This is a genomic window from Streptomyces hundungensis, from assembly GCF_003627815.1.
GTDB lineage: Bacteria > Actinomycetota > Actinomycetes > Streptomycetales > Streptomycetaceae > Streptomyces > Streptomyces hundungensis_A.
The window spans coordinates 3,625,688-3,652,491 of record NZ_CP032698.1; the positions used below are offsets into that span (position 1 = coordinate 3,625,688).

29 protein-coding genes and 4 tRNA genes are annotated in these 26,804 nt (G+C 71.5%); 8 read left to right on the forward strand and 25 right to left on the reverse strand.

Annotated elements, in window-relative coordinates:
* Window positions 1-80: 80 nt before the first annotated feature.
* Window positions 81-153, reverse strand: a tRNA-Trp gene (locus DWB77_RS16060).
* Between the two features lie 259 nt (window positions 154-412).
* On the opposite strand from DWB77_RS16060, the gene DWB77_RS16065 reads away from it, so the two are divergent.
* A complete protein-coding gene (locus tag DWB77_RS16065) occupies window positions 413-1,651 on the forward strand; it encodes a pyridoxal phosphate-dependent aminotransferase (protein ID WP_120727842.1) in 1,239 nt (412 codons plus the stop codon).
* Window positions 1,652-1,795: 144 nt separating this feature from the next.
* Entirely contained in the window at window positions 1,796-2,815 is a 1,020-nt protein-coding gene (locus tag DWB77_RS16070; RefSeq protein ID WP_120721919.1) for an adenosine deaminase, read from the forward strand.
* Between the two features lie 437 nt (window positions 2,816-3,252).
* On the opposite strand, the gene DWB77_RS16075 is transcribed toward DWB77_RS16070, so the two are convergent.
* The gene (locus DWB77_RS16075; protein ID WP_120721920.1) at window positions 3,253-3,849 is read right to left on the reverse strand and encodes a TetR/AcrR family transcriptional regulator; all 597 of its coding nucleotides are present in this window, start codon (window positions 3,847-3,849) and stop codon (window positions 3,253-3,255) included.
* 88 nt (window positions 3,850-3,937) lie between these two features.
* Between DWB77_RS16075 and DWB77_RS16080 the strand changes: the two genes are divergently transcribed.
* Complete coding sequence (locus tag DWB77_RS16080; RefSeq protein WP_120721921.1) at window positions 3,938-4,570, forward strand: NAD(P)-dependent oxidoreductase; 633 nt, start codon at window positions 3,938-3,940, stop codon at window positions 4,568-4,570.
* Between the two features lie 120 nt (window positions 4,571-4,690).
* Here DWB77_RS16080 and DWB77_RS16085 read toward each other — a convergent pair whose 3' ends face one another.
* The 8 genes from DWB77_RS16085 to DWB77_RS16120 all read right to left on the reverse strand — a co-directional run bounded on the left by DWB77_RS16085 (window position 4,691) and on the right by DWB77_RS16120 (window position 9,872).
* Complete coding sequence (locus DWB77_RS16085) at window positions 4,691-5,746, reverse strand: UDP-N-acetylmuramate dehydrogenase (RefSeq protein WP_428985123.1); 1,056 nt, start codon at window positions 5,744-5,746, stop codon at window positions 4,691-4,693.
* 502 nt (window positions 5,747-6,248) lie between these two features.
* Window positions 6,249-7,685 (reverse strand): DHA2 family efflux MFS transporter permease subunit, encoded by a 1,437-nt coding sequence (locus tag DWB77_RS16090; protein ID WP_120721923.1) that lies wholly within the window; start codon window positions 7,683-7,685, stop codon window positions 6,249-6,251.
* A 66-nt stretch (window positions 7,686-7,751) separates the two neighbouring features.
* Window positions 7,752-8,303, reverse strand: coding sequence for a TetR/AcrR family transcriptional regulator (locus tag DWB77_RS16095; protein ID WP_120721924.1), 552 nt, complete (start codon window positions 8,301-8,303; stop codon window positions 7,752-7,754).
* Between the two features lie 80 nt (window positions 8,304-8,383).
* Window positions 8,384-8,818 (reverse strand): MaoC family dehydratase, encoded by a 435-nt coding sequence (locus tag DWB77_RS16100; protein WP_120721925.1) that lies wholly within the window; start codon window positions 8,816-8,818, stop codon window positions 8,384-8,386.
* 1 nt (window position 8,819) lies between these two features.
* Complete coding sequence (locus DWB77_RS16105) at window positions 8,820-9,272, reverse strand: MaoC family dehydratase N-terminal domain-containing protein (protein ID WP_120721926.1); 453 nt, start codon at window positions 9,270-9,272, stop codon at window positions 8,820-8,822.
* A 157-nt stretch (window positions 9,273-9,429) separates the two neighbouring features.
* Window positions 9,430-9,594, reverse strand: a complete 165-nt coding sequence (gene rpmG / locus DWB77_RS16110; RefSeq protein WP_003956487.1) for a 50S ribosomal protein L33 — start codon at window positions 9,592-9,594, stop codon at window positions 9,430-9,432.
* 88 nt (window positions 9,595-9,682) lie between these two features.
* A tRNA-Met gene (locus DWB77_RS16115) sits at window positions 9,683-9,755 on the reverse strand.
* A gap of 44 nt (window positions 9,756-9,799) precedes the next feature.
* A tRNA-Thr gene (locus DWB77_RS16120) sits at window positions 9,800-9,872 on the reverse strand.
* 231 nt (window positions 9,873-10,103) lie between these two features.
* Between DWB77_RS16120 and DWB77_RS16125 the strand changes: the two genes are divergently transcribed.
* Together DWB77_RS16125 and DWB77_RS16130 are read left to right on the forward strand one after the other, a co-directional pair.
* Entirely contained in the window at window positions 10,104-11,375 is a 1,272-nt protein-coding gene (locus tag DWB77_RS16125; protein ID WP_120721927.1) for an amidohydrolase family protein, read from the forward strand.
* 56 nt (window positions 11,376-11,431) lie between these two features.
* On the forward strand, window positions 11,432-12,088 hold the full coding sequence (locus DWB77_RS16130) for an SDR family oxidoreductase (protein ID WP_120727844.1): 657 nt from the start codon (window positions 11,432-11,434) through the stop codon (window positions 12,086-12,088).
* Between the two features lie 92 nt (window positions 12,089-12,180).
* On the opposite strand, the gene DWB77_RS16135 is transcribed toward DWB77_RS16130, so the two are convergent.
* Window positions 12,181-12,262 (reverse strand) — tRNA-Tyr (locus tag DWB77_RS16135).
* 227 nt (window positions 12,263-12,489) lie between these two features.
* Here DWB77_RS16135 and DWB77_RS16140 point away from each other — a divergent pair.
* The 3 genes from DWB77_RS16140 to DWB77_RS16150 all read left to right on the forward strand — a co-directional run bounded on the left by DWB77_RS16140 (window position 12,490) and on the right by DWB77_RS16150 (window position 14,261).
* On the forward strand, window positions 12,490-12,978 hold the full coding sequence (locus tag DWB77_RS16140) for a YajQ family cyclic di-GMP-binding protein (protein ID WP_120721928.1): 489 nt from the start codon (window positions 12,490-12,492) through the stop codon (window positions 12,976-12,978).
* A 99-nt stretch (window positions 12,979-13,077) separates the two neighbouring features.
* Entirely contained in the window at window positions 13,078-13,587 is a 510-nt protein-coding gene (locus DWB77_RS16145; protein ID WP_120721929.1) for a methylated-DNA--[protein]-cysteine S-methyltransferase, read from the forward strand.
* Window positions 13,584-14,261 carry an alpha-ketoglutarate-dependent dioxygenase AlkB family protein gene (locus DWB77_RS16150; RefSeq protein ID WP_246033542.1) on the forward strand — a complete coding sequence of 226 codons (678 nt, stop codon included), beginning with the start codon at window positions 13,584-13,586 and terminating at the stop codon, window positions 14,259-14,261. The genes DWB77_RS16145 and DWB77_RS16150 overlap by 4 nt, the downstream gene beginning before the upstream one ends.
* Window positions 14,262-14,295: 34 nt before the next feature.
* On the opposite strand, the gene DWB77_RS16155 is transcribed toward DWB77_RS16150, so the two are convergent.
* From DWB77_RS16155 to DWB77_RS16220, 14 genes are all read right to left on the reverse strand, one after another.
* Window positions 14,296-14,565 carry a GlsB/YeaQ/YmgE family stress response membrane protein gene (locus DWB77_RS16155; RefSeq protein ID WP_120721930.1) on the reverse strand — a complete coding sequence of 90 codons (270 nt, stop codon included), beginning with the start codon at window positions 14,563-14,565 and terminating at the stop codon, window positions 14,296-14,298.
* Between the two features lie 147 nt (window positions 14,566-14,712).
* Window positions 14,713-15,105: a YccF domain-containing protein gene (locus DWB77_RS16160; protein WP_120721931.1), complete on the reverse strand. Its 393-nt coding sequence runs from the start codon at window positions 15,103-15,105 to the stop codon at window positions 14,713-14,715.
* Entirely contained in the window at window positions 15,102-15,965 is an 864-nt protein-coding gene (gene htpX / locus DWB77_RS16165) for a zinc metalloprotease HtpX (protein WP_120721932.1), read from the reverse strand. Before htpX ends, DWB77_RS16160 begins: the two co-directional genes overlap by 4 nt.
* 148 nt (window positions 15,966-16,113) lie before the next feature.
* Window positions 16,114-16,578: an MscL family protein gene (locus DWB77_RS16170; RefSeq protein ID WP_120721933.1), complete on the reverse strand. Its 465-nt coding sequence runs from the start codon at window positions 16,576-16,578 to the stop codon at window positions 16,114-16,116.
* A gap of 102 nt (window positions 16,579-16,680) precedes the next feature.
* A complete protein-coding gene (locus DWB77_RS16175; protein ID WP_120721934.1) occupies window positions 16,681-18,222 on the reverse strand; it encodes an NADH-quinone oxidoreductase subunit N in 1,542 nt (513 codons plus the stop codon).
* Window positions 18,219-19,793 (reverse strand): complex I subunit 4 family protein, encoded by a 1,575-nt coding sequence (locus tag DWB77_RS16180; RefSeq protein ID WP_120721935.1) that lies wholly within the window; start codon window positions 19,791-19,793, stop codon window positions 18,219-18,221. The genes DWB77_RS16175 and DWB77_RS16180 overlap by 4 nt, the downstream gene beginning before the upstream one ends.
* A gap of 3 nt (window positions 19,794-19,796) precedes the next feature.
* A complete protein-coding gene (locus DWB77_RS16185) occupies window positions 19,797-21,797 on the reverse strand; it encodes an NADH-quinone oxidoreductase subunit 5 family protein (protein ID WP_120721936.1) in 2,001 nt (666 codons plus the stop codon).
* A complete protein-coding gene (gene nuoK / locus DWB77_RS16190) occupies window positions 21,794-22,168 on the reverse strand; it encodes an NADH-quinone oxidoreductase subunit NuoK (RefSeq protein ID WP_120721937.1) in 375 nt (124 codons plus the stop codon). Before nuoK ends, DWB77_RS16185 begins: the two co-directional genes overlap by 4 nt.
* The gene (locus tag DWB77_RS16195; RefSeq protein WP_174248562.1) at window positions 22,168-22,809 is read right to left on the reverse strand and encodes an NADH-quinone oxidoreductase subunit J family protein; all 642 of its coding nucleotides are present in this window, start codon (window positions 22,807-22,809) and stop codon (window positions 22,168-22,170) included. The genes nuoK and DWB77_RS16195 overlap by 1 nt, the downstream gene beginning before the upstream one ends.
* The gene (locus DWB77_RS16200) at window positions 22,806-23,456 is read right to left on the reverse strand and encodes a NuoI/complex I 23 kDa subunit family protein (protein ID WP_120721938.1); all 651 of its coding nucleotides are present in this window, start codon (window positions 23,454-23,456) and stop codon (window positions 22,806-22,808) included. Before DWB77_RS16200 ends, DWB77_RS16195 begins: the two co-directional genes overlap by 4 nt.
* Window positions 23,456-24,424, reverse strand: coding sequence for a complex I subunit 1/NuoH family protein (locus DWB77_RS16205; RefSeq protein WP_120727850.1), 969 nt, complete (start codon window positions 24,422-24,424; stop codon window positions 23,456-23,458). The genes DWB77_RS16200 and DWB77_RS16205 overlap by 1 nt, the downstream gene beginning before the upstream one ends.
* Complete coding sequence (locus DWB77_RS16210) at window positions 24,417-25,763, reverse strand: NADH-quinone oxidoreductase subunit C (RefSeq protein ID WP_120721939.1); 1,347 nt, start codon at window positions 25,761-25,763, stop codon at window positions 24,417-24,419. Before DWB77_RS16210 ends, DWB77_RS16205 begins: the two co-directional genes overlap by 8 nt.
* Window positions 25,760-26,365, reverse strand: a complete 606-nt coding sequence (locus tag DWB77_RS16215; protein ID WP_120721940.1) for an NADH-quinone oxidoreductase subunit B — start codon at window positions 26,363-26,365, stop codon at window positions 25,760-25,762. The genes DWB77_RS16210 and DWB77_RS16215 overlap by 4 nt, the downstream gene beginning before the upstream one ends.
* Window positions 26,356-26,739 (reverse strand): NADH-quinone oxidoreductase subunit A, encoded by a 384-nt coding sequence (locus tag DWB77_RS16220; protein WP_120727851.1) that lies wholly within the window; start codon window positions 26,737-26,739, stop codon window positions 26,356-26,358. Before DWB77_RS16220 ends, DWB77_RS16215 begins: the two co-directional genes overlap by 10 nt.
* Window positions 26,740-26,804 lie beyond the last annotated feature (65 nt).

The following is a 26,804-nucleotide window of genomic DNA, read 5'->3' on the forward strand; positions in this document are numbered from 1 at the left end:
CCGTGCCGCGCCCGGTGGAGCCGCACGGCGGTGCATTGAAGTACGTACATGCGCACACATCCTGGCGAAGGTGTGTGTAGCAGGGCCGGAGGGACTTGAACCCCCAACCGCTGGTTTTGGAGACCAGTGCTCTACCAATTGAGCTACGACCCTTTGTGGTTCCCCCAACCTACCGCATGTGGTGGTGTGGTTGGTGAGGGCCAACAGGCAGTGAGTGTACGTGGTCAGGGGCCCGGCGTCGAACAGCTTGCTCCCGGACGCCTCCGGTCCGTCGCCGTGCGGTGGCCGCCGGCGCCGTCGGACCGCCGTCCCACGGGCCCGTGCGAGGGGCCGCTCGGACGCCTGTCCACATGCTGACCGGTCCGTGGAACGCGGGTGCTGCGGCCGTGGGAGGTCTGGGAGCATGGCCCGCATGAGCGCTGCAACTCCCCCGCCTTCCTCCCCCACCGAGCGCCGGGTCTCCGCGCGCATCGGCGCCATCTCCGAGTCCGCGACCCTCGCCGTCGACGCCAAGGCCAAGGCCCTCAAGGCCGCCGGGCGTCCGGTCATCGGCTTCGGCGCGGGCGAGCCCGACTTCCCGACGCCCGACTACATCGTCGAGGCGGCGGTCGAGGCCTGCCGCAACCCGAAGTACCACCGCTACACGCCGGCGGGGGGCCTGCCCGAGCTCAAGGCCGCCATCGCCGCGAAGACGCTGCGGGACTCCGGTTACGAGGTCGACGCCTCGCAGGTCCTGGTGACCAACGGCGGCAAGCAGGCGATCTACGAGGCCTTCGCGGCGATCCTGGACCCGGGTGACGAGGTCATCGTCCCGGCCCCGTACTGGACCACCTACCCCGAGTCGATCCGGCTCGCGGGCGGTGTCCCGGTGGACGTCGTGGCCGACGAGACGACCGGCTACCGGGTCTCGGTGGAGCAGCTGGAAGCGGCCCGTACGGAGCGTACGAAGGTCGTCCTGTTCGTCTCCCCGTCCAACCCGACCGGCGCCGTCTACAGCGAGGCGGAGGCCGAGGCGATCGGGCGCTGGGCCGTCGAGCACGGCCTGTGGGTCATGACCGACGAGATCTACGAGCACCTCGTGTACGGCAGCGCCACCTTCACGTCGCTGCCCGCGATCGTGCCCGAGCTTCGGGACAAGTGCGTCGTCGTCAACGGCGTCGCCAAGACCTTCGCGATGACCGGTTGGCGGGTCGGGTGGATCATCGGCCCGAAGGACGTCGTCAAGGCGGCGACCAACCTCCAGTCGCACGCCACCTCCAACGTGTCCAACGTGGCGCAGGTCGCCGCGCTGGCCGCCGTCTCCGGCAACCTGGACGCGGTCGCCGCGATGCGGGAGGCCTTCGACCGGCGCCGCCGGACGATGGTGCGGATGCTGAGCGAGATCGACGGCGTGATCTGCCCCACCCCCGAGGGCGCGTTCTACGCCTATCCCTCGGTGAAGGGCCTGCTCGGCAAGGAGATCCGCGGCAAGCGTCCGGCGACCTCGGCGGAGCTCGCCGCGCTGATCCTGGACGAGACCGAGGTCGCGGTCGTCCCCGGCGAGGCCTTCGGCACGCCGGGCTATCTGCGGCTCTCGTACGCGCTGGGCGACGAGGACCTCGTGGAGGGCGTCTCGCGGATCCAGAAGTTGCTGGCGGAGGCGCGGGACTGAGTTCCGCCCCTCGCAGGGTCTCGCAGCAGGGGTCACCCACACTTTCTGGTAGGTGGGTGGCCCTCTTCCGTTCCTGTGTACGAGCAAGACCACGTTCAGGGAAAGCCCTACCGGTGCGGTGGGGGCGTGCGGCAGGATCTTGGGATGGAGCACGTACGTGATGTCTCTGCACTGCCGAAGGCCCATCTGCATCTGCACTTCACCGGGTCGATGCGGCCCGCGACCCTGCTGGAGCTCGCCGACAAGTACGGCGTACGGCTGCCCGACGCGCTGACCGGGGCCGAGCCGCCCAAGCTGCGGGCCACCGACGAACGCGGCTGGTTCCGCTTCCAGCGCCTCTACGACGCGGCCCGCTCGTGCCTGCGGTCCCCCGAGGACATCCAGCGCCTGGTGCGCGAGGCGGCGGAGGAGGACGTCAAGGACGGTTCCGGCTGGCTGGAGATCCAGGTCGACCCGACCTCGTACGCCCCGCTGCTCGGCGGGCTCATCCCGGCCCTGGAGATCATCCTGGACGCGGTCGACTCGGCGTCCCGCGAGACGGGGCTCGGGATGCGCGTCGTGGTCGCCGCGAACCGGATGAAGCACCCCCTCGACGCGCGCACCCTGGCCCGGCTGGCGGTGCGCTACGCCGATCGCGGTGTCGTCGGCTTCGGCCTCTCCAACGACGAACGCCGGGGCATGGCGAGGGACTTCGACCGGGCCTTCGCGATCGCCCGTGAGGGCGGGCTGCTCGCGGCCCCGCACGGCGGCGAGCTCTCCGGGCCGGCCTCCGTACGCGACTGCCTCGACGACCTCCACGCGCGGCGGATCGGTCACGGGGTGCGGGCCGCCGAGGACCCCCGCCTCCTGCGCCGCCTCGCCGAGAGGGGCGTCACCTGCGAGGTCTGCCCCGCGTCCAACGTGGCCCTCGGCGTCTACGAGAAGCCCGAGGACGTACCGCTGCGCGTCCTGTACGACGCCGGGGTACCGATGGCCCTGGGCGCCGACGACCCCCTGCTCTTCGGGTCCCGCCTGGCCGCCCAGTACGAGCTGGCGCGGCGCCACCACGGTTTCGACGATCCCGAACTCGCGGAGTTGGCCCGGCAGTCCATTCGCGCGTGCACGGCGCCGCCGGACACCCAGGAGAAGCTCTTGTCGGGGGTCGACGCCTGGCTGGCCTCCTGACCCCGAGGCACCTTTGCCCACCCACCCGCCCGTGCAGCGGGTTGGAGGGTTCCGGCCCCCTGGGGCTCCGCCCCAGACCCCGAGCCCCTTCGCCCACCCACCCGCCCGTAAGCGCGGGGTTTGGACGGCCCGGCCCTCCTGGGGCTCCGCCCCAGACCCCGTTCGCGCCTAAAGGGCGCTCGTCCTCAATCGCCGGACAGGCTGAAATACCTCATGCGGGCCAGCACCGATCCGGCTAGGGGCGCGGGGAACTGCGCGACCAGCCACGCACGGTCCGCAGGATCGAGAGGGTTTCAGGGGCGCGGGGAACTGCGCGACCAGCCACACACGGCGCGCACCCGAGGAGCGACAGGCGGAAGCACCCCCGCCCCGACAGAGCCGAGCTGTCAACCCCCGCGGAAGCACCCCCGCCCCGACAGAGCCGAACTGTCAACCCCCTACGCCAACCCCCGCAGAAGCACCCCCGCAACCCCCCGCGCAAACTCCTCCAACGACCGCGGCCCCCGCCCCCCCGGCGTCATGTCGTACGCGAACGCCCGCTGCGCACACGCCCCCAGCAGCAGCGACGCCGCGGCGTACGTATCCGTGTCCGCCCCGATCCGCCCCGCCCTCCGCTCCGCACGGAGATACGCGTCGACCCCGTCGATCGGCACATGGGGCCCCGTACCGAGCTCCCGCAGCGCCTCGTCGTGGCGGCGCTTGAGCTGCGGGTCCGCGTACAGGGAGGCCGCGATCGGGAAGCTCTCCGCGTAGAACAGCGCCGCCTGCCGGGCGATCTCGGTCAGGTTCGCCTCCACCGAGCGCTCCCCCGGCTCCTCGGTCAGCCGCGCCACCAGCGGGCCGAGCTGGGGAAGCCGCTCCTTGAGGACCGTTACGAAGAGGTCCTCCTTGCTCGCGAAGTGCTTGTACAGCGCCGCCTCCGAGCACCCCGCCGCCTTCGCGATCTCCTTCGTCGTGGCGCGGGCGAGGCCGATGGTGAGCATGAGTTCATGCGCGGCGTCGACGATGCGGACGCGCGCCGGGGGCGACTGCATAGGGGCTCCAACGGGGCTTGACGAGAGGGTGAGTACTTACTCACTCTAGGGGTGAGTGAATACTTACCCACCCCAGGAGGGCGGAGCCATGAGGCTCACGGTTTTCGGTGCCACGGGAGGCATCGGTCGGCACGTCGTCCAACAGGCACTGGCGTCGGGCCACGAGGTCACGGCGGTGGTGCGCGACCCCGCCCGATTCTCCGTACAGGGCAAGGGACTTGAGGTCTTCCAAGCCGATCTGACCGACCCCGAGTCGCTCCGCGAGGCGGTCGCCGGGCGGCACGCGGTGCTGTCCGGGCTCGGCGCCCGCAAGCGCTCGGACGCGGGGATCACGACCCGGCTCACCCGGTCGGTACTGGCCGCGATGGAGGCCGAGGGGACGCGGCGGCTCGTCGTGGTCAGCGCGGCGCCGGTCGGTCCCGAGGCGCCGGGCGACGGGCTCCTCGACCGGGCGATGCGGTCCATGATCAGCGCGGTCCTGAAGGACGTGTACGTCGATCTCGCCGCGATGGAGGCCGAGTTGGCGGCGAGCGCGACGGACTGGACGTCCGTGCGCCCGCCCAAGCTCACCGACAAGCCCCTCACGGGGACGTACCGCCGGGTCGTCGGCGGCACCCCCAAGGCGGCCCGCACCATCGCCCGCGCGGACGTGGCCCACGCGATGCTGGCCTGCGTGGACGATCCGGCGACGGTGAAGCGGGGGGTGGGGGTGGCGTACTGAGGCGGAGGGCTCGGGCGCGGGGGGCTGGGTTGCTGGCGCTGGGGTGCTGGGGTGCTGAGGTGCTGGGGCGCTGGGGTGCTGAGGTGCTCGGTTGCCTAAAATCGCGCGGCCCCGGGTCCCTCAGATTTCGACCCCCACCGCCACCGGCTCGTTGACCAGTGTCACGCCGAACGCCAGCTCCACCCCCGCGACCACCTCACGGGCGAGCGCCAGCAGGTCCTCGGTCGTGGCGCTCCCGCGGTTCGTCAGCGCGAGGGTGTGCTTGGTGGAGATGCGGGCGGGGCCGGTCCCGTACCCCTTGGTGAACCCGGCCTTGTCGATCAGCCAGGCGGCCGAGGTCTTCGTCCGGTCGGCGCCGACGGGCCACGCGGGGGGCGTCACATCCGCGCCGAGGCGCTCCTGGGCGCGGGCCAGGAAGGTCTCGTACGCCTCGTTGGGCAGGATCGGGTTGGTGAAGAACGAGCCCGCCGACCAGGTGTCGTGGTCCTCCGGGTCGAGCACCATGCCCTTGCCGGCGCGCAGCTTGAGGACGGTCTCGCGGGCGGTGGCGGCCGGGACGCGCTCGCCGGGGGCCACGCCGAGGGTGCGGGCCGTCTCGGCGTACTTGACCGGCGCGGAGAGCCCGCCGGCGTCCTCCAGCTCGAAGACGACGCGCAGGACGACATAGCGGTCGGGGTGCTGCTTGAAGCGGCTGTGCCGGTACGAGAAGTCGCACTCGGCGTTGGTGAGGGTGACGGTGGTGCGCTCGCGGCGGTCGTAGGTGACGACGTGCGTGATGGTGCTGGACACTTCCTGGCCGTACGCGCCGACGTTCTGGATCGGGGTCGCGCCCGCGGAGCCGGGGATGCCGGCGAGGCACTCGATGCCGGCGAGCCCGGCCTCCACGCTCCGGGCCACGGCGTCGCTCCACACCTCGCCGGCGGCGAGTTCGAGGCGGGTGCCGTCGAGCTCGAAGCCGCGGGTGGCGATGCGCAGGGCGGTGCCGGCGAAGCCCTTGTCCCCGATGAGCAGGTTGCTGCCGCCGCCGATGATCAGGAGCGGGGTGCCGCTGTCGTCGGCCTCGCGTACGGCGGCGACGACCTCGGCGTCGGTGGTGGCGGTGACGAGCCGGTCCGCGGGGCCGCCGAGGCGGAGGGTGGTCAGGGGGGCGAGGGGGGCGTCATGAAGTTCCTGCACGGGGACCAGCGTACGGGGGTGGGTGGTGGTGTGTGGTGCGGGTCGTTGTGGGGCGCCGACCTGCGGTCGACAGTGCGGGCAAACCCGGCGGGCCGGGGTCGTGGCTTCCGCGGTACGGAGCGCGCCGTGGGTGGTGGGGGGCGTGAACGCGCCGGGGTACCTCCTCATACGTCGCGCGGTTCCGCCCCCCGCAAGGGCCCCCAGCGCCGGCGCTCCTCCTTGCGGGGGCACCCCGGCACGTCCCCGCCCGGTCGCATCACGACCGTCCCTAGGACTCGGATACGGCACGTACTTCGACCCCGGCAGGTCCCCGCCCGGTCGCATCACGTCCGTCCCTGTGACTCGGATACGGCACGTATTTCAACCCCGGCACGTCCCCCCTCGGTCGCATCACGTCCGTCCTTGGGATTCGGATACCGCACGTGCTTCGACCCCGGCACCTCCCCGCCCGGTCGCATCACGTCCCTCCCTGGGACTCGGATGCGGCACGTGCACGTGGGACCTACGGGGCCGCCAGGTCGCGTACCTCTGCGGCTTCCTGGACGGGGGCCCGCGTCGGTCGTCGGGGGATCAGTACCGCGGCGGCTGCCGCCAGGGCGACCGCGGCCGCGCCCACCCACAGCGCCGGGGCGAGTCCGTCGGTGAAGGCCTGCGCCGAGCCGTAGCCGCCCTGCGCGGAGAAGACCGAGGCCAGTACCGCGATGCCGAGCGCGCCGCCGATCTCGCGCAGCGCGTTGTTCGCGCCGGAGGCGATGCCCTGTTCGGAGGGGCGCACGCTGCACATGGCCAGGTTCGCGGCGGGGGCGAAATACATGCCCATGCCGATGCCGCTGATGATCAGCGCCGGGAGCTGCGCCGTGTACGAGACGTCCGGCGCCATGATCAGGGCGAACCAGGCGAGGCCGGTCGCCTGGAGCGCGAGGCCCGTCGCTACGACCGGTCGGCCGCCGATCCGGTCGGACAGGTAGCCCGCGATGGGCGCGGCGATCATGGGCATGCCGGTCCAGGGCAGCATCCGCAGGCCCGCCTCGGTCGGCGAGTAGCCGATGACGTTCTGGAGGAACTGGCTGAGCAGGAAGATCGAGCCGAACATCCCGACGAACATCAACAGGCTCGCCGCGTTGATCGCGGAGAACGCCCGGCTGCGGAACAGCCGCATCGGCAGCATCGGGTTCGCGCTGCGGGTGCCGTGGACGACGAAGGCCGCCACGAGGGCGCCCCCGGCGATCAGTCCGGTGAGGACGGTCGCGCTGGTCCAGCCGTCCGGGTTGCCGCGGATCAGCGCGTACACGATGCCGAAGAGGCCGGTGCTCGCCAGCACTGTTCCCGTGATGTCGAGCCGGGCGCCGGTGCCGTACGACTCGTTCAGGCGCAGCCGGGCCAGCGGGATCGTCAGCAGGCCGAGCGGAACGTTCAGCCAGAAGATCCACTGCCAGGAGGCGTGCTCGGTCAGGGTGCCGCCGATGAGCGGGCCCGAAGCCACCGCGAGGCCGTTCACCGCGCTCCAGATCCCGTACACCATTCCGCGCTTGGCGGCGGGTACGGCCGCGGTCAGCAGCGTGAGGGTGAGCGGCATCATGATCGCGGCGCCCACTCCCTGTATCGCGCGGGCCGCGATCAGCCCGTCGATCCCGGGCGCGAGCGCCGCGCCCGCCGACGCGCCGGTGAAGATCGTCAGCCCGGTGATGAAGAGTCGGCGGCGCCCGAACCGGTCGCCGAGGGTCGCGCCGAACATCAGCAGCACCGCGAAGGTGAGGGTGTACGCGCTCACCGTCCATTCGAGGTCGTCGAGACCCCCGCCGAGGTCCTCGCGGATCGACGGGAGCGCGGTGGTGACCACCAGGTTGTCGAGCGCCGCCATGAACCCCGCGACGCTGGTCACCAGCAGCGCCCAGCCTGCTCTTCCCTTGGTGCCTTTCGGATTCTGCTGATCGGACATGGGTCCCCCTTATTAGTTATTGATTACTAACTTTTGCGGGCAGCCGCGTGCACGGGTGCTCGCGGCTCAGTTCGGCTGCGACTCCTGGAAGCCCTTCCACACCCGGTCCTCGGGCGGGAAGCCGAGCGCCACCAGGGTGTTGATGAGCATCCCGTACGCCAGGAACGTCGTCGTCTCGGCGGTGTCCGCGCCCAGCGCCAGGTGGACCGTGTCGTACAGCTCCGTCCAGGCGGCCCGCATCGCCCTGCCGAACTCGTGGTCGCCGGCCGCCTCCGCGGCGGCCACCGCCACATAGGTCTGCATCTGGAGCAGCAGCTTGTCCCGGTCCTCGGCGATGAGCTTGCGGTAGGCGGCGCCCATGGCGTGCAGGGCCTCCTCGCCCGTCAGGCCCTCGGCCGCGTCCCGGAAGACCTCGGCGGTCTCCGCGACGCACCGGCCGGCCGCCGCCTGGAAGATGGCCTGCTTGTTGGCGAAGAGGCGGAAGAGGTACGGCTGCGAGACGCCCACGCGCTTGGCGATCGCCTCGGTGGAGGTGCCGTGATAGCCGCTGCGGGCGAATTCGACCATCGCCGCGCGAATGACGCTCTCGCGCCGCTCTTCTGCGCTCATCCTGACCATGAGAGAAAGTTAGTGGTTGATTACTTAGTTCGTCAAGGAGGGGTGTGTGGGGGGCTCCCTGGGAGCCCCCCACCTTGCGATCAGGCCAGTCGCACTACGGCGCGGGACATGCCCAGCACCTTCTGGCCCGCGCTCATCGCCGTGATGTCGACGCGCACCGTGCGCGCCTCGTCGTCCAGCTTCGCCGCCACCTTGGCCGTGACCTCGATCAGGGCGCCCGTGTCGTCGTTGGGCACGATCACCGGCTTGGTGAAGCGGACCCCGTACTCGCTCACCGCGCCCGGGTCGCCGACCCAGTCCGTGACCACCCGGACCGCCTCGGCCATCGTGAACATGCCGTGCGCGATGACGTCGGGCAGCCCGACCTCCTTCGCGAACCTCTCGTTCCAGTGGATCGGGTTGAAGTCGCCGGACGCGCCCGCGTACTGGACCAGCGTGGCGCGGGTCACGGGGAAGGACGCGGCCGGCAACTCGGTGCCGGGCTCGACGTCCTCGTAACGGATCTTCGCGGTCATCTCAGGCCCCCTCGGCCGCTCGGGACACCAGCTTCGTCCACGCGGTCACGACGTGCTCGCCGGCCTCGTCGTGGACCTCGCCCCGGATGTCCAGGATGTCGTTGCCCGCAAGGGACTTGATCGCCTCGATGGTCGAGGTGACGGTCAGCCGGTCCCCCGCGCGGACCGGGCGGCTGTACGCGAACTTCTGGTCGCCGTGAACCACCCGGCTGTAGTCCAGGCCCAGCTGCGGATCCTGGATGACCTGGCCGGCCGCGCTGAATGTGATGGCGAACACGAAGGTAGGCGGGGCGATCACATCGGTGTGGCCCAGCGCCTTGGCGGCCTCCGGGTCGGTGTAGGCGGGGTTGTCGTCACCGACCGCCACCGCGAACTCGCGGATCTTCTCGCGGCCGACCTCGTACGGGGCGGTGGGCGGATAGGTCCGCCCCACGAAAGACTGGTCGAGCGCCATCGGCCGGCTACCTCCTGCGGATGAGGGTGATCGGTGCGAACACCGTGAATCTAGTCGTTGGCCGCCACACCGTTCCCATACCGGTGGGCAACGCCGAGAGGCCGCCCCCCGGTATGGGGAACGGCCTCTCGAACGAGCCTGAATGCCAGAACCGTGATTAGCGGGTCTCGCGGTGCGCGGTGTGCGAGTTGCAGCGCGGGCAGTGCTTCTTCATCTCCAGTCGGTCCGGGTTGTTACGCCGGTTCTTCTTGGTGATGTAGTTCCGCTCCTTGCACTCCACGCAGGCCAGCGTGATCTTCGGGCGGACGTCGGTGGCAGCCACGTGAGTGCTCCTTGACGGACGGGTTGACGGATGAACGCATAAAAGAGTAGCCGATCGAAGGACCGACCCCACAATCGGCTACCGTGTGTAGCGGTGACCGGACTTGAACCGGTGACACAGCGATTATGAGCCGCTTGCTCTACCGACTGAGCTACACCGCTTTGACACGGAGTCCCTCACCCGAAGGTGAGGGCTTCCGCACCAGAGCCCCAATACGGAATCGAACCGTAGACCTTCTCCTTACCATGGAGACGCTCTACCGACTGAGCTATTGGGGCGAGCGAGGAAGACATTACACGCTCTCTCGCCGATCGCCCAAATCCGTTTCGTGCCGCCCCACCAGCGGTCTCCCCAGGGGCCGTCACAACGGTCCCGTAGGCCACTCAGGGCCACACCGGTATGACTATTTCGCTCCTCCTCGATGCGCGCGGGGGCCGCCCCTAGGCTCGCCTCACGCTGCGTGATCATGCCCGCCCGAGCCCGATCACCCGAGCCCGATCAGGAGCGCGATGTCCGACAGCCACCAGCAGCCGGCCCACTCCCCCGGCACCGGCGAAGGCCCAGACCCCACCTCCGGATCGTCACTGTTGCTGTGTGGAGCCAGGCTCGCCGACGGGCGCACCGTGGACGTGCGGCTCGGCGGCGGCCGCATCGAGGCGGTGGGCACCGTGGGCAGCCTCGCCGCGCAGGGCGCCTCCCGCGTCGACCTGAACGGCTTCCTGCTGCTGCCTGCCCCGGTCGAGCCGCACGCCCACAGCGACACCGCCCTGACCGCCTTCAGCGCGGAGGGCCCGGTCTCGTACGCCGTCGAGGAGGTCCAGCGCCGGGCCACCGAGGCCGCCCTGCTCCAGCTCGGCCACGGCGCCACGGCGCTGCGTTCGCACGTACGCATCGATGAGGTCGGCGGGCTCGATCCGCTGGAGGCCGTGCTCCAGACCCGGCGCTCCCTGCGCGGCCTCACCGAGCTCGCCGTGGTCGCCGTGCCGCGGCTGCTGACCGGGGTGGCCGGCGCGGACGGGCTCGCCATGCTGCGCGACGCGGTCAAGATGGGCGCCTCCGTGGTGGGCGGCTGCCCCGATCTGGACGCCGATCCGGCGGGCTACGCGGAGGCCGTCCTGGAACTCGCCGCCGAGCACGGCTGCGCGGTCGACCTGCACACCGACGGCGCCGACCCGGCCCGCGTGGCCCGGCTCGCGGCGATGTCCGGGGGCCTGCGACCCGGCGTCACGATCGGCCCGTGCGGCGGCCTGTCCCGCCTTCCGCGCGACACCGCGGCCCGCGCCGCCGACCAACTCGCCTCCGCCGGGGTCACGGTGACCTGTCTGCCCCAGGGTGGCTGCGGCATGACGGATCGTCAAGGGGCCGCCCCGGTACGCCTGTTGAGGGCCGCCGGGGTGCGACTGGCCGCCGGGAGCGGCGCGTTGCGCGACGTCGCCAATCCGGTCGGCCGGGGCGACCCCCTGGAGGCCGCCTACCTGCTCGCCTCCCAGGCCGGCCTGCGCCCCGAGGACGCGTACGCCGCGATCAGCACGGTGGCACGGCAGTCCATGGGCCTTCCCGAGGTACGCGTCGAGGCGGGCTTCCCGGCCGAACTCCTCGCGGTGCGCGGCGAGCGCATCGCGGGTGTCCTCTCGCTCGCCTACAGCCGCATCGTCGTCCACCGGGGCCGGGTGGTGGCCCGCACGAGCGCGGTGCGCGAGTACTGCGACTCGGCCGCGGCGGTCGCCCTCGACCTGCCGCGCCAGGGCCGCTCCGAGCACGGCCGCGGCGAGCCCGGCTGACCGGTGCGCCGCCGCTGCACCGGCGCGCGGCTCCATCTCCGCGTACCGTCGTGACCATGCGCATTGTCATCGCTGGAGGTCATGGTCAGATCGCGCTGCGCCTCGAACGCCTGCTGGCGGCGCGGGGCGACGAGGTCGCGGGCATCATCCGCAAGCCGGAACAGGCGGACGATCTGAGAAGGGCCGGCGCGGAGCCGGTGGTCCTGGACCTGGAGTCCGCGACGGTGGACGCCGTCGCCGAGGTGCTCCGGGCCGCCGACGCGGTGGTGTTCGCGGCGGGCGCGGGCCCGGGCAGCGACGCCTCCCGCAAGGAGACCGTGGACCGGGCGGCGGCCGTCCTGCTCGCGGACGCGGCGGAACGGGCGGGGGTGCGCCGGTACGTCATCGTGTCGTCCATGGGCGCGGACAGCGCCCACCGGGGCGACGAGGTCTTCGACGACTATCTGCGCGCCAAGGGCGCCGCCGACGACGCCGTACGCTCCCGCACGGGCCTGGACTGGACGGTCCTGCGTCCCGGAATGCTGACCGACGACGCGGGCAAGGGCCTGGTCACCCTGGCCGCCTCGACCGGCCGCGGCACCATCCCGCGCGACGACGTGGCCGCGGTCCTGGCCGAACTCGTCGACACCCCCGCCACAGCGGGCCTGACCCTGGAACTGATCAGCGGCTCGACGCCGGTGACGGTCGCGGTCAAGGGCGTGGCGGGCAACTGAGCCGCCGCCGCGCGCGCGGCTCCGCCGAAAGGCTCGGCCCAACGCAGAAACCCCCGGTGACCTTCTCAGGTCACCGGGGGTTTCACCCAGTGTGGCGGCGCCAGGATTCGAACCTGGGTAGGCAGAGCCGACGGATTTACAGTCCGTTCCCATTGGCCACTCGGGCACACCGCCATGGGATGTCGCCGGTGGATTCCCGCTTTTCGGCGGTGCTCCGTGGCAACGACGTAAACGATACCCGATGCCCAGGGGTGGTTCGCCACCCCATTGATCAGCGCTGTGCCGGGCGGCGGGTGACTAGGCTTTGGGGCGGTGGTTCGGCAGTGGGGCCGGGTCGCCGCGCGCTCGGCCGCAGGCCCGGCGCACCCCGACACACACCCCGAACCAAGGAGCCACAGGACATGGCCGACTCCAGTTTCGACATCGTCTCGAAGGTCGAGCGGCAGGAGGTCGACAACGCCCTCAACCAGGCCGCGAAGGAGATCTCGCAGCGCTACGACTTCAAGGGCACGGACGCCTCGATCTCGTGGTCCGGCGAGAAGATCCTGATGCAGGCGAACGGCGAGGAGCGGGTCAAGGCGATCCTCGACGCCTTCGAGACCAAGCTGGTCAAGCGGGGCATCTCGCTGAAGTCGCTGGACGCGGGCGAGCCGCAGCTCTCCGGCAAGGAGTACAAGATCTTCGCCTCCATCGAGGAGGGCATCTCCCAGGAGAACGCCAAGAAGGTCGCCAAGGTCATCCGCGACGAGGGCCCCAAGGGCGTCAAGGCGCAGGTGCAGGGCGACGAGCTCCGCGTCTCCTCCAAGAGCCGCGATGACCTCCAGGCCGTCCAGGCCCTGCTCAAGGGCAAGGACTTCGACTTCGCGATCCAGTTCGTGAACTACCGCTGACCCCCTCGCGAGCCCCCCGGACGTCCTGTCCGATTTCCGCCAGCGTCGTGGGAGCGAGGGTCGCAGACTCGGTGTCGTACGCAAGGAAGGAAAGGTGCGATGACGCTCTACGCGACCCTCGACAGTCCCCTGGGTGAGTTGCTGCTCGTCGGGGAGGAGGCGCCCGGCGTGCCGGGCGGGACCGCGTTGGTCTCGCTCTCGGTGCCGGGGCAGAAGGGCGGTGCGGTCGTCCAGGACGGCTGGCGGCGGGCGCCCGGGGCGTTCGCCGGGATCGCGGCGCAGCTCGGGGCGTACTTCGCCGGTGAGCTGAACCGTTTCGACATCGCGTACGCGCCCGACACCCCCGGCACCGCTTTTCAGCGCCAGGTCTGGGCCGAGATCGACGCCATCGGGTACGGGACAACCGTCTCGTACGGTGAGATCGCCCGGCGGATCGGCGCCACCTCAGTGAAGGTGCGGGCCGTAGGCACCGCGATCGGGCGCAATCCGCTGCTCGTGGTGCGGCCCTGCCACCGCGTGATCGGCTCCGACGGTTCCCTGAAGGGCTATGCCGGCGGTCTGGAGCGCAAGCAGGTGCTGCTCGGACTCGAAGGCGCCCTCGCGCCGTGAGTGAGGGCCTGTTCCGGCTGCCCCGGCCCGCGCGGGTCGAGGTCGCGCCGGGCGCGGTGCACCTGCCGGGCTGGCTCTCGCCGGAGCGTCGGCGCGAGCTCGTCACCGCCTGCCGGGAGTGGGCGCGCGGGCCCGTGCCGATCCGCCACACGGTGCTGCCGGGCGGCGGCGTGATGTCCGTGCGGTCGGTGTGCGTCGGTTGGCACTGGCAGCCCTATCGCTACACCCGCGTCGCCTCGGACGTGAACGGGCTTCCCGTGGCCCCGTTCCCGGAGTGGCTCGGCGCGTTGGGGCGCGCCGCGCTGGCCGCCGCGTACGGCGACGCGGACGCGGCCGCCAGCTACTCCCCCGACACCGCCCTCATCAACTTCTATGACGGCGCCGCCAAGATGGGCCTGCACCAGGACAAGGACGAGCGCTCGCCGGCGCCCGTGGTCTCGTTCAGCATCGGTGACAGCTGTGTGTTCCGCTTCGGCAACGCCGAGCACCGCGGACGGCCCTACACGGACGTCGAGTTGGTCTCGGGCGACCTGTTCGTCTTCGGCGGGCCCTCCCGGTTCGCCTACCACGGCGTCCCCAAGGTGGTGCCGGGGACGGGCGATCCGGAGGCCGGGCTGGCCCGTGGCCGGCTGAACATCACCCTGCGTGAGACCGGACTCGGTACCGACACCTAGGGCCGTCAACCGCCTTGCCGGTACGGCCTGTTGGTCAGCGGCTGCGGGAATGGCCGAACAGGATGCGGTAGATGATCAGCAGGACGAGCGAGCCGCCGATCGCCGCGCCCCAAGTGGCCCCGTCGTAGAAGTGGTTGGCGATCGGGCGGTCCAGCCAGCGGGCCGATATCCAGCCGCCGACGAACGCCCCCGCGACGCCGATGAGAGTGGTGCCGATCAGGCCGCCCGGGTCGCGACCGGGGAGCAGGATCTTGGCGATGGCTCCGGCGAGCAGGCCGAGGATGATCCAGCTGAGGATGCCCATGCCGGGGACCCGCCTTTCGTACGTGCGCACTCGGCGGGGCATCTGCCGTATTGCGTAACCCCGCAACCGTTCGGTTCGTACGGGAAGACGCCACGGCGGCGCGGGCGGTTGCGCACCTGGTCAGGTGGGCTCCGGGACGCGGGCGGCTCAGCGCGCGGCGAACGGCTGGTCCGTGCGGACGATCTCCTTGCCGAGCGGCAGCAGCGACACCGGGATCAGCTTGAAGTTGGCGATGCCGAGCGGAATGCCGATGATCGTGACGCACAGGGCGATGCCCGTGACGATGTGGCCGAGCGCCAGCCACCAGCCGGCCAGGACCAGCCAGAGGACGTTGCCGACGCAGGAGGGCGCGCCCGCGCCGGACCGGTCGACCACGGTGTAGCCGAACGGCCAGAGGGCGTACACACCGATCCGGAACGCGGCTATGCCGAACGGGATCCCGATGATCGTGATGCACAGCAGCACGCCCGCGAGCAGATAGCCGAGGAACATCCAGAAGCCGCACAGGATCAGCCAGATGACGTTCAGGACGGTCTTCACGGGCGGCCACCTGCCATGCGTTCGAGTCGAGCGATGCGTTCACCCATGGGCGGGTGGGTCGAGAACAGTTTGGAGACTCCCTGACCGGGGCGGAAGGGATTGGCGATCATCATGTGGCTGGCCGTCTCGATGCGGGGCTCGGGCGGCAGCGGGAGCTGCTGGGTGCCCGCGTCGAGCTTGCGCAGCGCGCTGGCCAGGGCGAGCGGGTCGCCGGTGAGCTGGGCGCCGGACGCGTCGGCCTCGTACTCGCGGGAACGGCTGATCGCGAGCTGGATCACCGAGGCCGCGACCGGGCCCAGGATCATGATCAGCAGCATGCCGACGAGGCCCGGGCCTTCGTCGTCGCTGGAGCGGCCGACCGGGATCAGCCAGGCGAACTGGACCAGGAACATGATCACCGAGGCGAGGGCGCCGGCGACCGAGGAGATCAGGATGTCCCGGTTGTAGACGTGGCTCAGCTCATGGCCGATCACGCCCCTCAGCTCCCGCTCGTCGAGGATGCGCAGGATCCCGTCCGTGCAGCACACCGCCGCGTTGCGCGGGTTGCGGCCGGTCGCGAAGGCGTTGGGCGCCTGCGTGGGCGAGATGTAGAGCCGGGGCATGGGCTGGCGGGCCTGGGTGGAGAGCTCGCGGACCATCCGGTACAGCTCCGGGGCCTCGAACTCGCTGACCGGGCGCGCCCGCATGGCCCGCAGGGCGAGCTTGTCGCTGTTCCAGTACGCGTAGGCATTGGTGCCCAGCGCCACGAGAACGGCGACGATCAGCCCGGTACGGCCGAAGAAGCCTCCGATGACGATGATGAGCGCGGACAGTCCTCCGAGGAGGACCGCGGTCCTCAGCCCGTTGTGCCGGCGGTGCACGGTACGCCCTCCAAGTGGTGCGGCGGGGAGCCCTTCGCGGGTGGTCCTTCCGCTTTCCAGTGGACTCTCCCGTACTGGTCAACGCCAGGCGGGGGACGCTGGTTCCCTTGTGCGCGCTGGAGGGCGCGTTGGGCCGTACGGGTCCAGGTCAGCGCGGGGCGGGCAGCCCGGCCAGCTCCAGCGCCTTGGGATCGGGCTCCAGCTCGCTGGTGCAGTGCGAGCAGCGGGTCGCGATGCCGGGGATCTGGGAGTAGCAGCGCGGGCAGTCGCGCAGCGCGGCCTTGATGTCGATCGGCTTGTCCTTGTCCCGCCGGTCGAAGCGGGCCTGGACCTTCATCATGGGCACGACGACCACGAAGTAGAGCACCGCCGCGGTGATCACGAAGGCGATGGCCGCGCCGACGAACTTTCCGTAGGGGAAGGTCACGCCGTCGACAGAGAAGGTCGCCGCGCTGAAGTCGCCGGTCGAGCGGGTGGCCAGGCCGATGAGCGGGGTGATGAACGCGGTGCTGAAGCCCGTGACGACCGCGGTGAAGGCCGATCCGACGGCCAGACCGACGGCCATCGTCACTATGTTCCCGCGCAGGATGAAGTCCTTGAACCCGCTCAGCACCGCTCTGCTCCCTGATGTGTGTCGTCCTCGTGAGCGCGCACCCCGCCGGGCGCGCGCCTACGACCCTGCCCTCTCGGGACCGTCCCCATCAAACCGTGCCGCTCAGAACAGGGTCACCGAGGCGAAGTGCAGGGCCAGTTGCGGCACTCCGGACAGGACGACGCCGACGAGCGCGGTGAGCGCGATGGCGAGCGTGAGGGGCGCCGGGGCCCTGACGCCCGCGGGCCGCGCCACCCCGGAGTGCTCCTGCGCCCCCTCGGGCGCCCGGAACAGGATCGCGGTCCAGCGCAGGTAGTAGTACAGGGCGACGACGACGTTGATCGCCATGACGACCGCGAGCCAGCCGAGCCCCGCGTCGACGGCCGCCGAGAAGACGGTGACCTTGGCGAACAGGCCGATGATGCCCGGCGGAAGACCGGCCAGACACAGCAGGAAGAAGGCGAGCGCCAGGGCGGCCAGGGGGCGCTCGGCGTACAGGCCCCGGTAGTCGGCGAGGCGGTTCAGCGGCTTGCCGCGCGCGACCAGGGCGGCGACGGCGAACGCGCCCAGGTTCACCACGGCGTACATCAGGGCGTACGCCACGGTCGCGCCGACCTGGTGGTCGCTGGAGTACGCGGCGGCGGCGATCGGCACCAGGAGGTAGCCCGCCTGTCCCACCGACGACCAGGCCAGCAGCCGGACCGCGCTGTGGGCACGCGTGAGGGACTGGCGCAGGGCCGCCGCGTTGCCGAGGGTCATGGTGAGCGCGGCGAGCACGGCCAGGGCCGGGCCCCACACGTCGGCGTACGCGGGGAAGGCGACGACCGTCACCAGGATGAGCCCGGAGAAGCCGACCGCCTTGCCGACGACGGAGAGGTAGGCGGCGACCGGCAGGGGCGCGCCCACATAGGTGTCGGGCACCCAGAAGTGGAAGGGCGCCGCGGCCGTCTTGAAGGCGAAGCCCACGAGGGTGAGGACCACGCCGGTCTTGGCGACGGTGTCCAGGGGGCCGGGGACGTCGGCGAGCTTGGTGGCGATCTCCGTGAGGTGCAGGGTGCCGGTCGCCGCGTACACGAAGCTGACGCCGAGCAGCATCACGGCGGTAGCGGTCACCGACGACAGGAAGAACTTCAGGGCCGCCTCGGAGGACAGCCGGTCGCCGCGCTTGAGGCCGACCAGGGCGAAGGCGGGCAGCGAGGCGACTTCCAGGGCGACGACGAGGGTGGCCAGATCGCGTGCGGCGGGCAGCAGGGCCGCGCCGGCCGCGGACGACAACAGCAGGAACCAGAACTCGCCGGCCGGCAGCTTCTCCTCGGTGTCCCTCATCGACAGCAGTGCGGTCAGCAGGGCGCCGCCCAGGACCAGCGCCTGGATGACGAAGGCGAACTGGTCGACGGTGTAGCTGCACGCGTCGGGGTTGGCGGTGAGGCAGAACGTCGAGCGGCCGCCGCCGCGCAGCGGCACGAGTGCGGCAAGGGCCGCCACCAGGCCCGCGAGGGTGATCCAGCCGAGCAGCGGCTTGCGGGCGGGCGGCAGGAACAGATCGGCGAGCAGCACGACGAGCGCGACGGCCGCGGCGATCAGGGGCGGCGCGATCGCGACCCAGTCGACGGACTGGACCAGGCTTGCGGTGCCGGCCGCCGCGGTGGTGACGTCGGGGGTCACGACTTGCCTCCTGCGAGGAGCTTCTGGACGGCCGGGTCGGTGAGGCCGAGGAGGACCGCGGGCCAGAGCCCGGCGAGGACGGTGAGCGCGACGAGCGGGCTCCAGGCGGCGAACTCGTACCCCTGGACGTCGGCGAGCGGGGGGCCCTCGGCCGGCTTGTCGCCCATGCAGACCCTGCGCACCACGACCAGCAGATAGGCCGCGGTGAGCAGGGTGCCGAGGGCGGCGATCGCCACGAAGGTGAGGAAGGCGGGGCGGCTGAGTCCGGCCGCCGGGTGGAAGGCGCCGAACATGGCGAGCATCTCGCCCCAGAACCCGCCGAGTCCGGGCAGTCCGAGGGAGGCGACGGCGGCGAAGGCGAGCAGGCCGCCCAGGCGCGGGGCCCGGCCGTAGAGGGCGGCTCCGGTCACGCCGGCCAGGGTGTCGAGGTCGGCGGTGCCGTAGCGGTCCTTGAGGGCGCCGACCAGGAAGAACAGCAGGCCGGTGATGAGGCCGTGGGCGATGTTGGCGAACAGCGCGCCGTTCACGCCGGTGGGGGTCATCGACGCGATGCCGAGCAGCACGAAGCCCATGTGGCCGACGGAGGAGTACGCGATGAGCCGCTTCAGGTCGCCCTTGTTGCCCTGCTTGGCGAGGGCGAGACAGGCCAGCGAACCGTAGATGATCCCGGCGACGGCGAAGGCCGCCAGATAGGGCGCGAAGGTGTGCATGCCGTGCGGCGCGATCGGCAGCGCGATGCGGACGAACCCGTAGGTGCCCATCTTCAGGAGCACACCGGCGAGCAGCACCGAGCCGACGGTCGGGGCTGCGGTGTGGGCGTCCGGGAGCCAGCTGTGCAGCGGGAACATCGGGGTCTTGACCGCGAGCCCGATCCCGATCGCCAGAACGGCGACGACCTGCACGGATGTGGTCAGCCCACGGCCGTTGTCAGTGGCGAGTGCCACCATGTCGAACGTGCCCGCCTTCAGGCCGATGAGGAGCAGGCCGAGCAGCATGACGACGGAACCGAGCAGGGTGTAGAGGATGAACTTCCAGGCGGCGGCCTGCCTTTGGGCCCCGCCCCAGCGGGCGATCAGGAAGTACATCGGGATGAGCACCGTCTCGAACGCGAGGAAGAACAGCACGAGATCGAGGACGGCGAAGGTGGCGAGGGTGCCGGCTTCCAGGACGAGCAGGAGCGCGACGAACGCCTTCGGGGACGGGCCCGCGGGCATCTTGAAGTAGCTGTACAGCGCGCAGAGGAAGGTCAGCAGCGCGGTCAGGACGAGGAGGGGGAGTGAGATGCCGTCGGTGCCGAGGTGGATGTGGACGTTGAGCGCCGGGATCCACTGGATGTCCGTGGTGGCCTGCATCGTGGACGGGTGGCCGTGGTCGAAGCCGAGCGCGAGGACGATCGCGGCGAGCAGGATCACCCCGGTCACGGTCACGCCGTGGCGCAGCACGGCCTGTTCGGGGCTCCTGCCCCTGAGCCCGGGCGGGGCGGGCAGCAGCGCCGCCACCGCGCCGACGAGAGGCCCGACGACGATGAACGCCAGAAGGAACTGCATCACGGACTCGCTGATATCGATCACGGCTCAGGACCCCGCGGTGACGTTGGCAAGGACGACCACGGCGGCCGCCAGGACGAGTGAGCCGGCGAGCAGCGCGCCGAGGTAGCTCTGCACATTGCCGGTCTGGGCGCGGCGCACGGCCCGCCCGAGCAGCCGCGGCACCGCGCTCGCACCGCTGACGTACGTCTCGACGACCTCGCGGTCCAGGAAGCGGACCAGGGTGGCCGCCGCGAGCACCGGGCGGACGAACAGGGTGTGGTAGACGGCGTCCAGATGGAACCCGGTGGCCGCGTGGCGGTGCAGCGGGCCGAGCAGGAGACGGCCCGGGTCGGCCGGGTCGGGGGCGGACGCGATGCTCCCGTAGACCTGGGTGTGGCTGGCGATGGCCTCTTCTTCGACGAGCCCGCCGTCGCCCTCGGGGTGGGCGGCGACGGCGCCCATCGGGGTGGCGGCGGCCAGCGCAGAGGTGTGGCGCCAGGCCGCGTAGGTGACGAGCCCGCCGACCAGGGCGACGCCCGTGGACAGCACGGCGGTGGTGACGGAGGGGGTGAGGTCCTGACCGTCGAACCAGTCGCCCAGGCGGCCGGTGGTGAGTCCGAAACCGATGGAGGGGATGGCGAGCACCCACAGGACGGCGTTCATGACGAGGGGCTGCTTGCCGTGGTCGGGGGCGTCGGCTCCCCGGCCGCGGAAGGTCAGCAGCCACAGGCGCATCGCGTACGCGGCGGTGAGGAGGGCGGTGAGCAGTCCGGCGATCAGCACGATCCAGCCGGCGCCGGACGGCGCGATCCGGCTCTCGCCGAGCGCGGTGTGCTCGGCGGCGGACAGCACGGCCTCCTTGGAGAAGAAGCCGGCGAAGGGAGGGATCGCGGCGAGCGCGAGCAGGGCGACGGTCATCGTCCAGTACGCGTCGGGGATCCTCTTGGCGAGGCCGCCCATGCGGGACATGGCGGTCAGCGAGTTGGTGCCGGCGGCGTGGATGACCACGCCCGCGGCGAGGAAGAGCAGCGCCTTGAAGGCGCCGTGCGACAGGAGGTGGAAGACGGCGGCCCCGCGGTCGCCGACGGCCAACGCGCCTGACAGATAACCGAGTTGGCCGATGGTGGAGTACGCGAGGACGCGCTTGATGTCGTCCTGGGCAAGGGCCGCGAGGCCCGAGCCGACCATGGTCAGCGCGGCCATCACGGCGAGCACGGTCATCGCGGCGGCGCTGGCGGCGAAGACGGGCAGCAGCCGGGCCACGAAGTAGATGCCGGCGGCGACCATCGTCGCGGCGTGGATCAACGCGGAGACCGGGGTCGGGCCGGCCATCGCGTCGGGCAGCCAGGTGTGCAGCGGGAACTGGGCGGACTTGCCGGCCACCCCGGCGAGCAGCAGCAGCGCGATGAGGGTGGGGTGGGCGATGGAGCCGGTGAGGGCGGCCTGGACGACGCCGGTGATCCGGAACGTACCGGCGTCGGTGGCGAGCGCGAACAGACCGATCAGGAAGGGGACGTCGCCGAGCTTGGTGACCAGGAAGGCCTTGAGCGAGGCGGCGCGCGCCTCGGGCGTCTCCCAGTAGTGGCCGACCAGGAAGTACGAGCAGATGCCCATGATCTCCCAGCCGACCAGCAGCACCATCAGGTCGCCGGAGTAGACGACGAGCAGCATCGCGGAGGTGAACAGGGAGACGAGCGCGGCGTACGAGGTGTAGCGCGGGTCGTCGCGCAGATAGCCGGTCGAGTAGAGCTGTACGCAGGTGGCGACCAGGCCGACCAGGACGGCGACCAGGGCCGCGAACCCGTCCAGGTGGAGGGCGAGTTCGATCGGTACGGAGCCGGTCGGGGTGAGCCGGGTGGCCGCGTCGATCGCCTTGCCGCCGCCCTGGTCGACGGCGACGACCACGGCGAGCACGAACGCGGCGAAGGTCGGCAGCACCGCGAGGGGGCGCACGAAGCCCGGGGCTCGGCGTCCGAGCAGCAGGCCGGCCGCGGCGCCCAGGAACGGGAGGAGGGGAACGAGGACGGCGAGGGTCGTGGTGGTCACGCGGCGGCCTCAGCCTTCTGTGCCGGGGCTGCGGGGTCTTCGGGGTCCGCCGGGTCGGGGCCGGAGCCCTCGGCGGTGTCGCGGAGCTTGTCGATGTCGGCCGTGCCGCGGTTGCGGTACACCGCGAGCACGATCGCCAGGCCGATGCCGATCTCGGCGGCGGCGATGGCGATGGTGAACAGGGTGAGCGCCTGGCCGGCGTGGAGGCTGTCACGCAGCCAGACGTCGAAGGCGACGAGGTTGAGGTTGACCGCGTTGAGCATCAGCTCGACGGACATCAGGACCAGGATCGCGTTGCGCCGCGCGAGCACACCGTAGAGGCCGACGCAGAACAGGAGGACGGCGAGCACGGCGGGATAGGCGAGGTGCATCAGCGCGACTCCGTCTCACGAGGGGCGGCGGCGCCGGTGCCGGGCGCGCCGGCGGCCGGGGTGTCGCCCAGGGCCGGGGTGTCGCCCGGGGCGCTCTTGCGGGACAGCACGATCGCACCCACCAGGGCGGCCAGCAGAAGCACGGACAGCGCCTCGAAGGGCAGCACCCAGTGCCGGAAGAGGATCTCTCCGGACACCTTGGTGGAGCCCTGGGCGGGCCCGTCGAACTCGATCCAGCTCGTGCGGAAGGCGTCCACCACGACCCAGACCAGGGTCCCGGCGGCGGCGACGGCCACCGCGAGGGCCACCCAGCGGTTGCCGGAGTCGGCGTCCGGGGAGCGGCCGATGGGGGCCCTGGTGAGCATCAGACCGAACAGGAGGAGCACCACGATCGAACCGACGTAGATGAGGACCTGCACCCAGGCGATGAACTCGGCGGTGAGCAGCAGGTATTCCACGGCGAGGCCACCGAGCGCCACGACCAGCCACAGGGCGGCGTGCACCAGCTGCTGCGTCGTGACGGTCATGACGGCCGCGCCGAGGGTGGCGATGCCGACGAGCAGGAAGGCGATCTCCACACCGGTCGGCGACAGGAAGCCCTGGGGCGCGGTGAGGGCCGCCTGGGCCAGGATCGCGCTCACGCCTGCCCTCCCTCGGGGCCGGGGTTCTGCACAGGGCCGGGGTCCTGCCCGGGGCGGGTGGGCCCGGCGCCCTCCTCGGCCTGCGCGGCCTGCGCGGCTTCGGCGGCCTGTGCCGCTTCGGCGGCCTGCGCGGCGGCCAGTTTGTCGGCGCTCTTGCGGGCGGCGGCGAACTCCTTCGGCTCCTCGGCGCCGGGGTCGAGCGCGGGCGGGGCCGGGACCGTCCACATCCAGTCGCGCAGCTTGTCGCGCTCGTGGGTGAGTTCGTGGATGTCCGTCTCCGCGTACTCGAACTCCGGGGACCAGAACAGCGCGTCGAAGGGACACACCTCGATGCAGATACCGCAGTACATGCAGAGCGAGAAGTCGATGGCGAAACGGTCGAGGACGTTGCGGCTGCGTTCGCGGCCGCCCTCGACGGCGGCCGGGACCGTCTCCTTGTGGGAGTCGATGTAGATGCACCAGTCGGGGCACTCGCGGGCGCACAACATGCAGACCGTGCAGTTCTCCTCGAACAGGCCGATCACGCCCCGGCTGCGGGGCGGGAGTTCGGGCTGGACGTCGGGGTACTGCGCGGTGACGGTCTTCTTCGTCATCGTGCGGAGCGTCACGGCGAGGCCCTTGGCGAGGCCGGAACCGGGGATGGGCATTAGCTGATCGCCACCTTCACGATGCCGGTGAGCGCGATCTGCGCGAGGGCGAGCGGGATGAGCGTGGTCCAGGCGAGCTTCTGCAACTGGTCCTCGCGGAGCCGGGGGTAGCTGACCCGGAGCCAGATCACGACGAAGGCGAGCACGGCCGTCTTGAGCAGGGTCCACACCCAGCCCAGACCGTCCGCGCCCCACGGGCCGTGCCAGCCGCCCAGGAACAGGACGGTGGTCAGACCGCACAGGACGACGATTCCGGCGTACTCGGCGAGCAGGAACAGCGCGAAGCGCAGACCCGTGTACTCGGTGTACGCGCCGAAGATGATCTCGGAGTCGGCGACGGGCATGTCGAAGGGGGGCCGCTGGAGTTCGGCGAGGCCGGCGACGAAGAAGACCAGCGCGCCGACGATCTGCCACGGCAGCCACCACCAGTGGAAGGCGTTGAGGATGCCGGGCAGCGAGACCGTGCCGGCCGCCATCGCCACGGAGGCGGCGGCGAGCAGCATCGGCAGCTCGTACGCGAGGAGCTGGGCGGCGGTGCGCAAGCCGCCGAGCAGGGAGAACTTGTTGGCCGACGCCCAGCCCGCCATGAGCGAGCCGAGCACGCCCACGCCCATCACGGCGAGCACGAAGAAGATGCCGGCGTCGACGACCTGGCCGACCGCGCCCTCGCTCGGGCCGATGGGGATGGCCACCAGGACGAGGAGGTAGGGCAACAGGGCGACGGCGGGCGCGAGTTGGAAGATGCGGCGGTCGGCGGCGGCCGGTACGACGTCCTCCTTCTGGGCGAACTTCACGCCGTCCGCGACGAGTTGGGCCCAGCCGTGAAAGCCACCGGCGTACATCGGGCCGAGCCGGCCCTGCATGTGCGCCATCACCTTGTGCTCGGTCTGCCCCACGACGAGCGGGAGGACCAGGAACACGACGAAGACGACGACCAGCCTGAGGGCGACGTCGAGTGCGTCATTCACGCGGCTCGCCTCCGGCGGGGTCAGTTGGTTCGGCGGGGTCGGTTGGTTCGGCTGCACCGGTTCCGGTATCCGGGGCGTCTTCGGCCTCGGACTCCTCGTCGGCGAAGGCAGGTTGGGGGTTGTGCCAGGGGGCGTCCGAACTACGCGTCCGGGGCGGCGCGGCGGGCTGCGCTTTCGCGCCCTCACCCTGCTGCGAGGCGGACCCCTCGCTCACACTTCGGCTCCGCCGGGGACGAGGGGCCGGGGCGTTCGACGCCTCGGAGGCCCCGGGTACCTCAGGTGCCTCAGGGGCGACCGTGCCCTCGGGGGGTTCCGGGGTCGTCGCCTGGGAAGCCGAGCCCTCGCTTGCCGTGCGGGTGCGCCGGGGGCGTACGGCAGAGGCTTCCGAAGGCGTGGGCTCCGGAGCCGCGGCGCCGGCCGGAGCCGTCGCCCCTTCCAGGCCGGCCGGGGTCACCGGGGCTTCCGGGACCTCTGGGCTGGCCTGGACCGCCGGGGTGGCCGGGGTCACCGGGGATTCCGGGGTGACCGGGGCCACCGGAGCCGGGGTCGCCGGAGCCGGGGTCGCCGGAGCCGGGGTCGCCAGGCTCGGCGCGCTCTCCGTACCGACCCCCGGGGTCGCCTGGGAAGCCGAGCCCTCCGAGACGCTCCTGGCGCGCCGGACCGGGCGGTCGCCCGCGGGCCGCGCCGGGCGTTCGGCGGCACCGGTCCCGGCACCCGCACCCGCCGCGCGCGGGGTGCGGGTCGGGCGGGCCGGGGCGGGGGGGAGCTGGCCCTTGAGGGGGCCCCATTCGTTCGGGTCGGGGACGCCGGGCGGGAGCATCTGGCGGCGCTTGGGGCCGCCGTGCTCCGACTCCCCCGGCTCCTTCGCGCCGGGCCACGCCTTGGCGACGCGGGCGGCGAGCACGAAGTCCTTGCGCAGGGGGTGGCCCTCGAAGTTCTCCGGCAGGAGCAGCGGCACCAGGTGCGGGTGGTCGGTGAAGTCGACGCCGAACATCTCGTGGGTCTCGCGCTCGTGCCAGGCCGCGCCCGCGTACACGTCGATGGCGGACGGCAGCACGGGGGCCGCGTGCGGGACGGTCGTGCGCACCAGCAGACGGCGGACCCGGCCCTCGCCCAGCGCGACGACATGGGCGCAGACCCGGAAGCCTGTGCCGGGTTCGTCGACCGCGCTCAGCCAGTCGAAGTAGGTGCAGCCCACCGAGTCGCGGGCGGTGAGGAGCGCGGCGATCCAGGAGTCGGCGGGCACGTCGACGGTGAGCAGCCCGTAGGCCTCCTCCGCCGTGGCGTCCGGGCCGAAGATTTCGGCGACGCCGTCGGGCAGGCTGTCGTACGCACTCACGCCCGGCCCTCCCCGGGAGTGGGCGGGGCGGCGACCAGCCCGCTGGTGAGCTGGGCCGGGGTGGCCGCGTTCGCGTACCGCTCGCCGAGCGACTCGCGGGCGATCTTCTCCTGGAGCTTGAGGATGCCCTGGAGCAGCGCCTCGGGCCGGGGCGGGCAGCCGGGCACGTACACGTCGACCGGGATGATCTGGTCCACGCCCTTGGTCACCGAGTACGAATCCCAGTACGGGCCGCCGCAGTTGGAGCAGGCGCCGAAGGAGATGACGTACTTGGGCTCGGGCATCTGCTCGTAGAGCCGCTTGACCGCGGGCGCCATCTTGTCCGTCACCGTGCCGGAGACGATCATGAGGTCGGCCTGGCGCGGTCCCGGCGCGAAGGGGATCACGCCGAGCCGGATGAAGTCGTGGCGGGCCATGGAGGCCGCGATGAACTCGATGGCACAGCAGGCGAGGCCGAAGTTGAAGACCCACAGGCTGTAGCGGCGGCCCCAGTTGAGGACCACCTTCATCGGCTCGGGGGCCAGGCGCGAGAGCACGCCCAGCTTCTTCGGCTCGGGCAGCAGCACGGGCTGCGACGCGGATCCGGGGCTCGTCACGTCCATTCCAGGACGCCCTTCTTCCATGCGTAGAGCAGTCCCACGGCCAGGAAGCCGAGGAAGATGAACATCTCGACGAGGGTGGCCGCGCCGTAACCCGGCGCCGCGAAGACGGTCGCCCAGGGGAAGAGGAAGATCGAGTCGACGGCGAAGATGACGTACAGGAAGGCGTAGACGTAGTAGCGGACCTGGGTGTGGGCCCAGCCCTCGCCGACCGGGTCGACGCCGCACTCGTACGTCAGGAGCTTCTCCGGCGTCGGCACGACCGGTCGCAGCAGCCGCCCGGCCCCGAAGGCCACGGCGACGAACACCACGCCGACCACGGCGAGCAGGCCGACGACCGCATAGCTGTGGAAGTAGTCGGCAGCCAACACCGGCATCTGGCGCCCGGTCGGTTCCGGCACGTCGCGCCCCTCGCTCCCTGGCCTCGATGATCTCGTCGCGC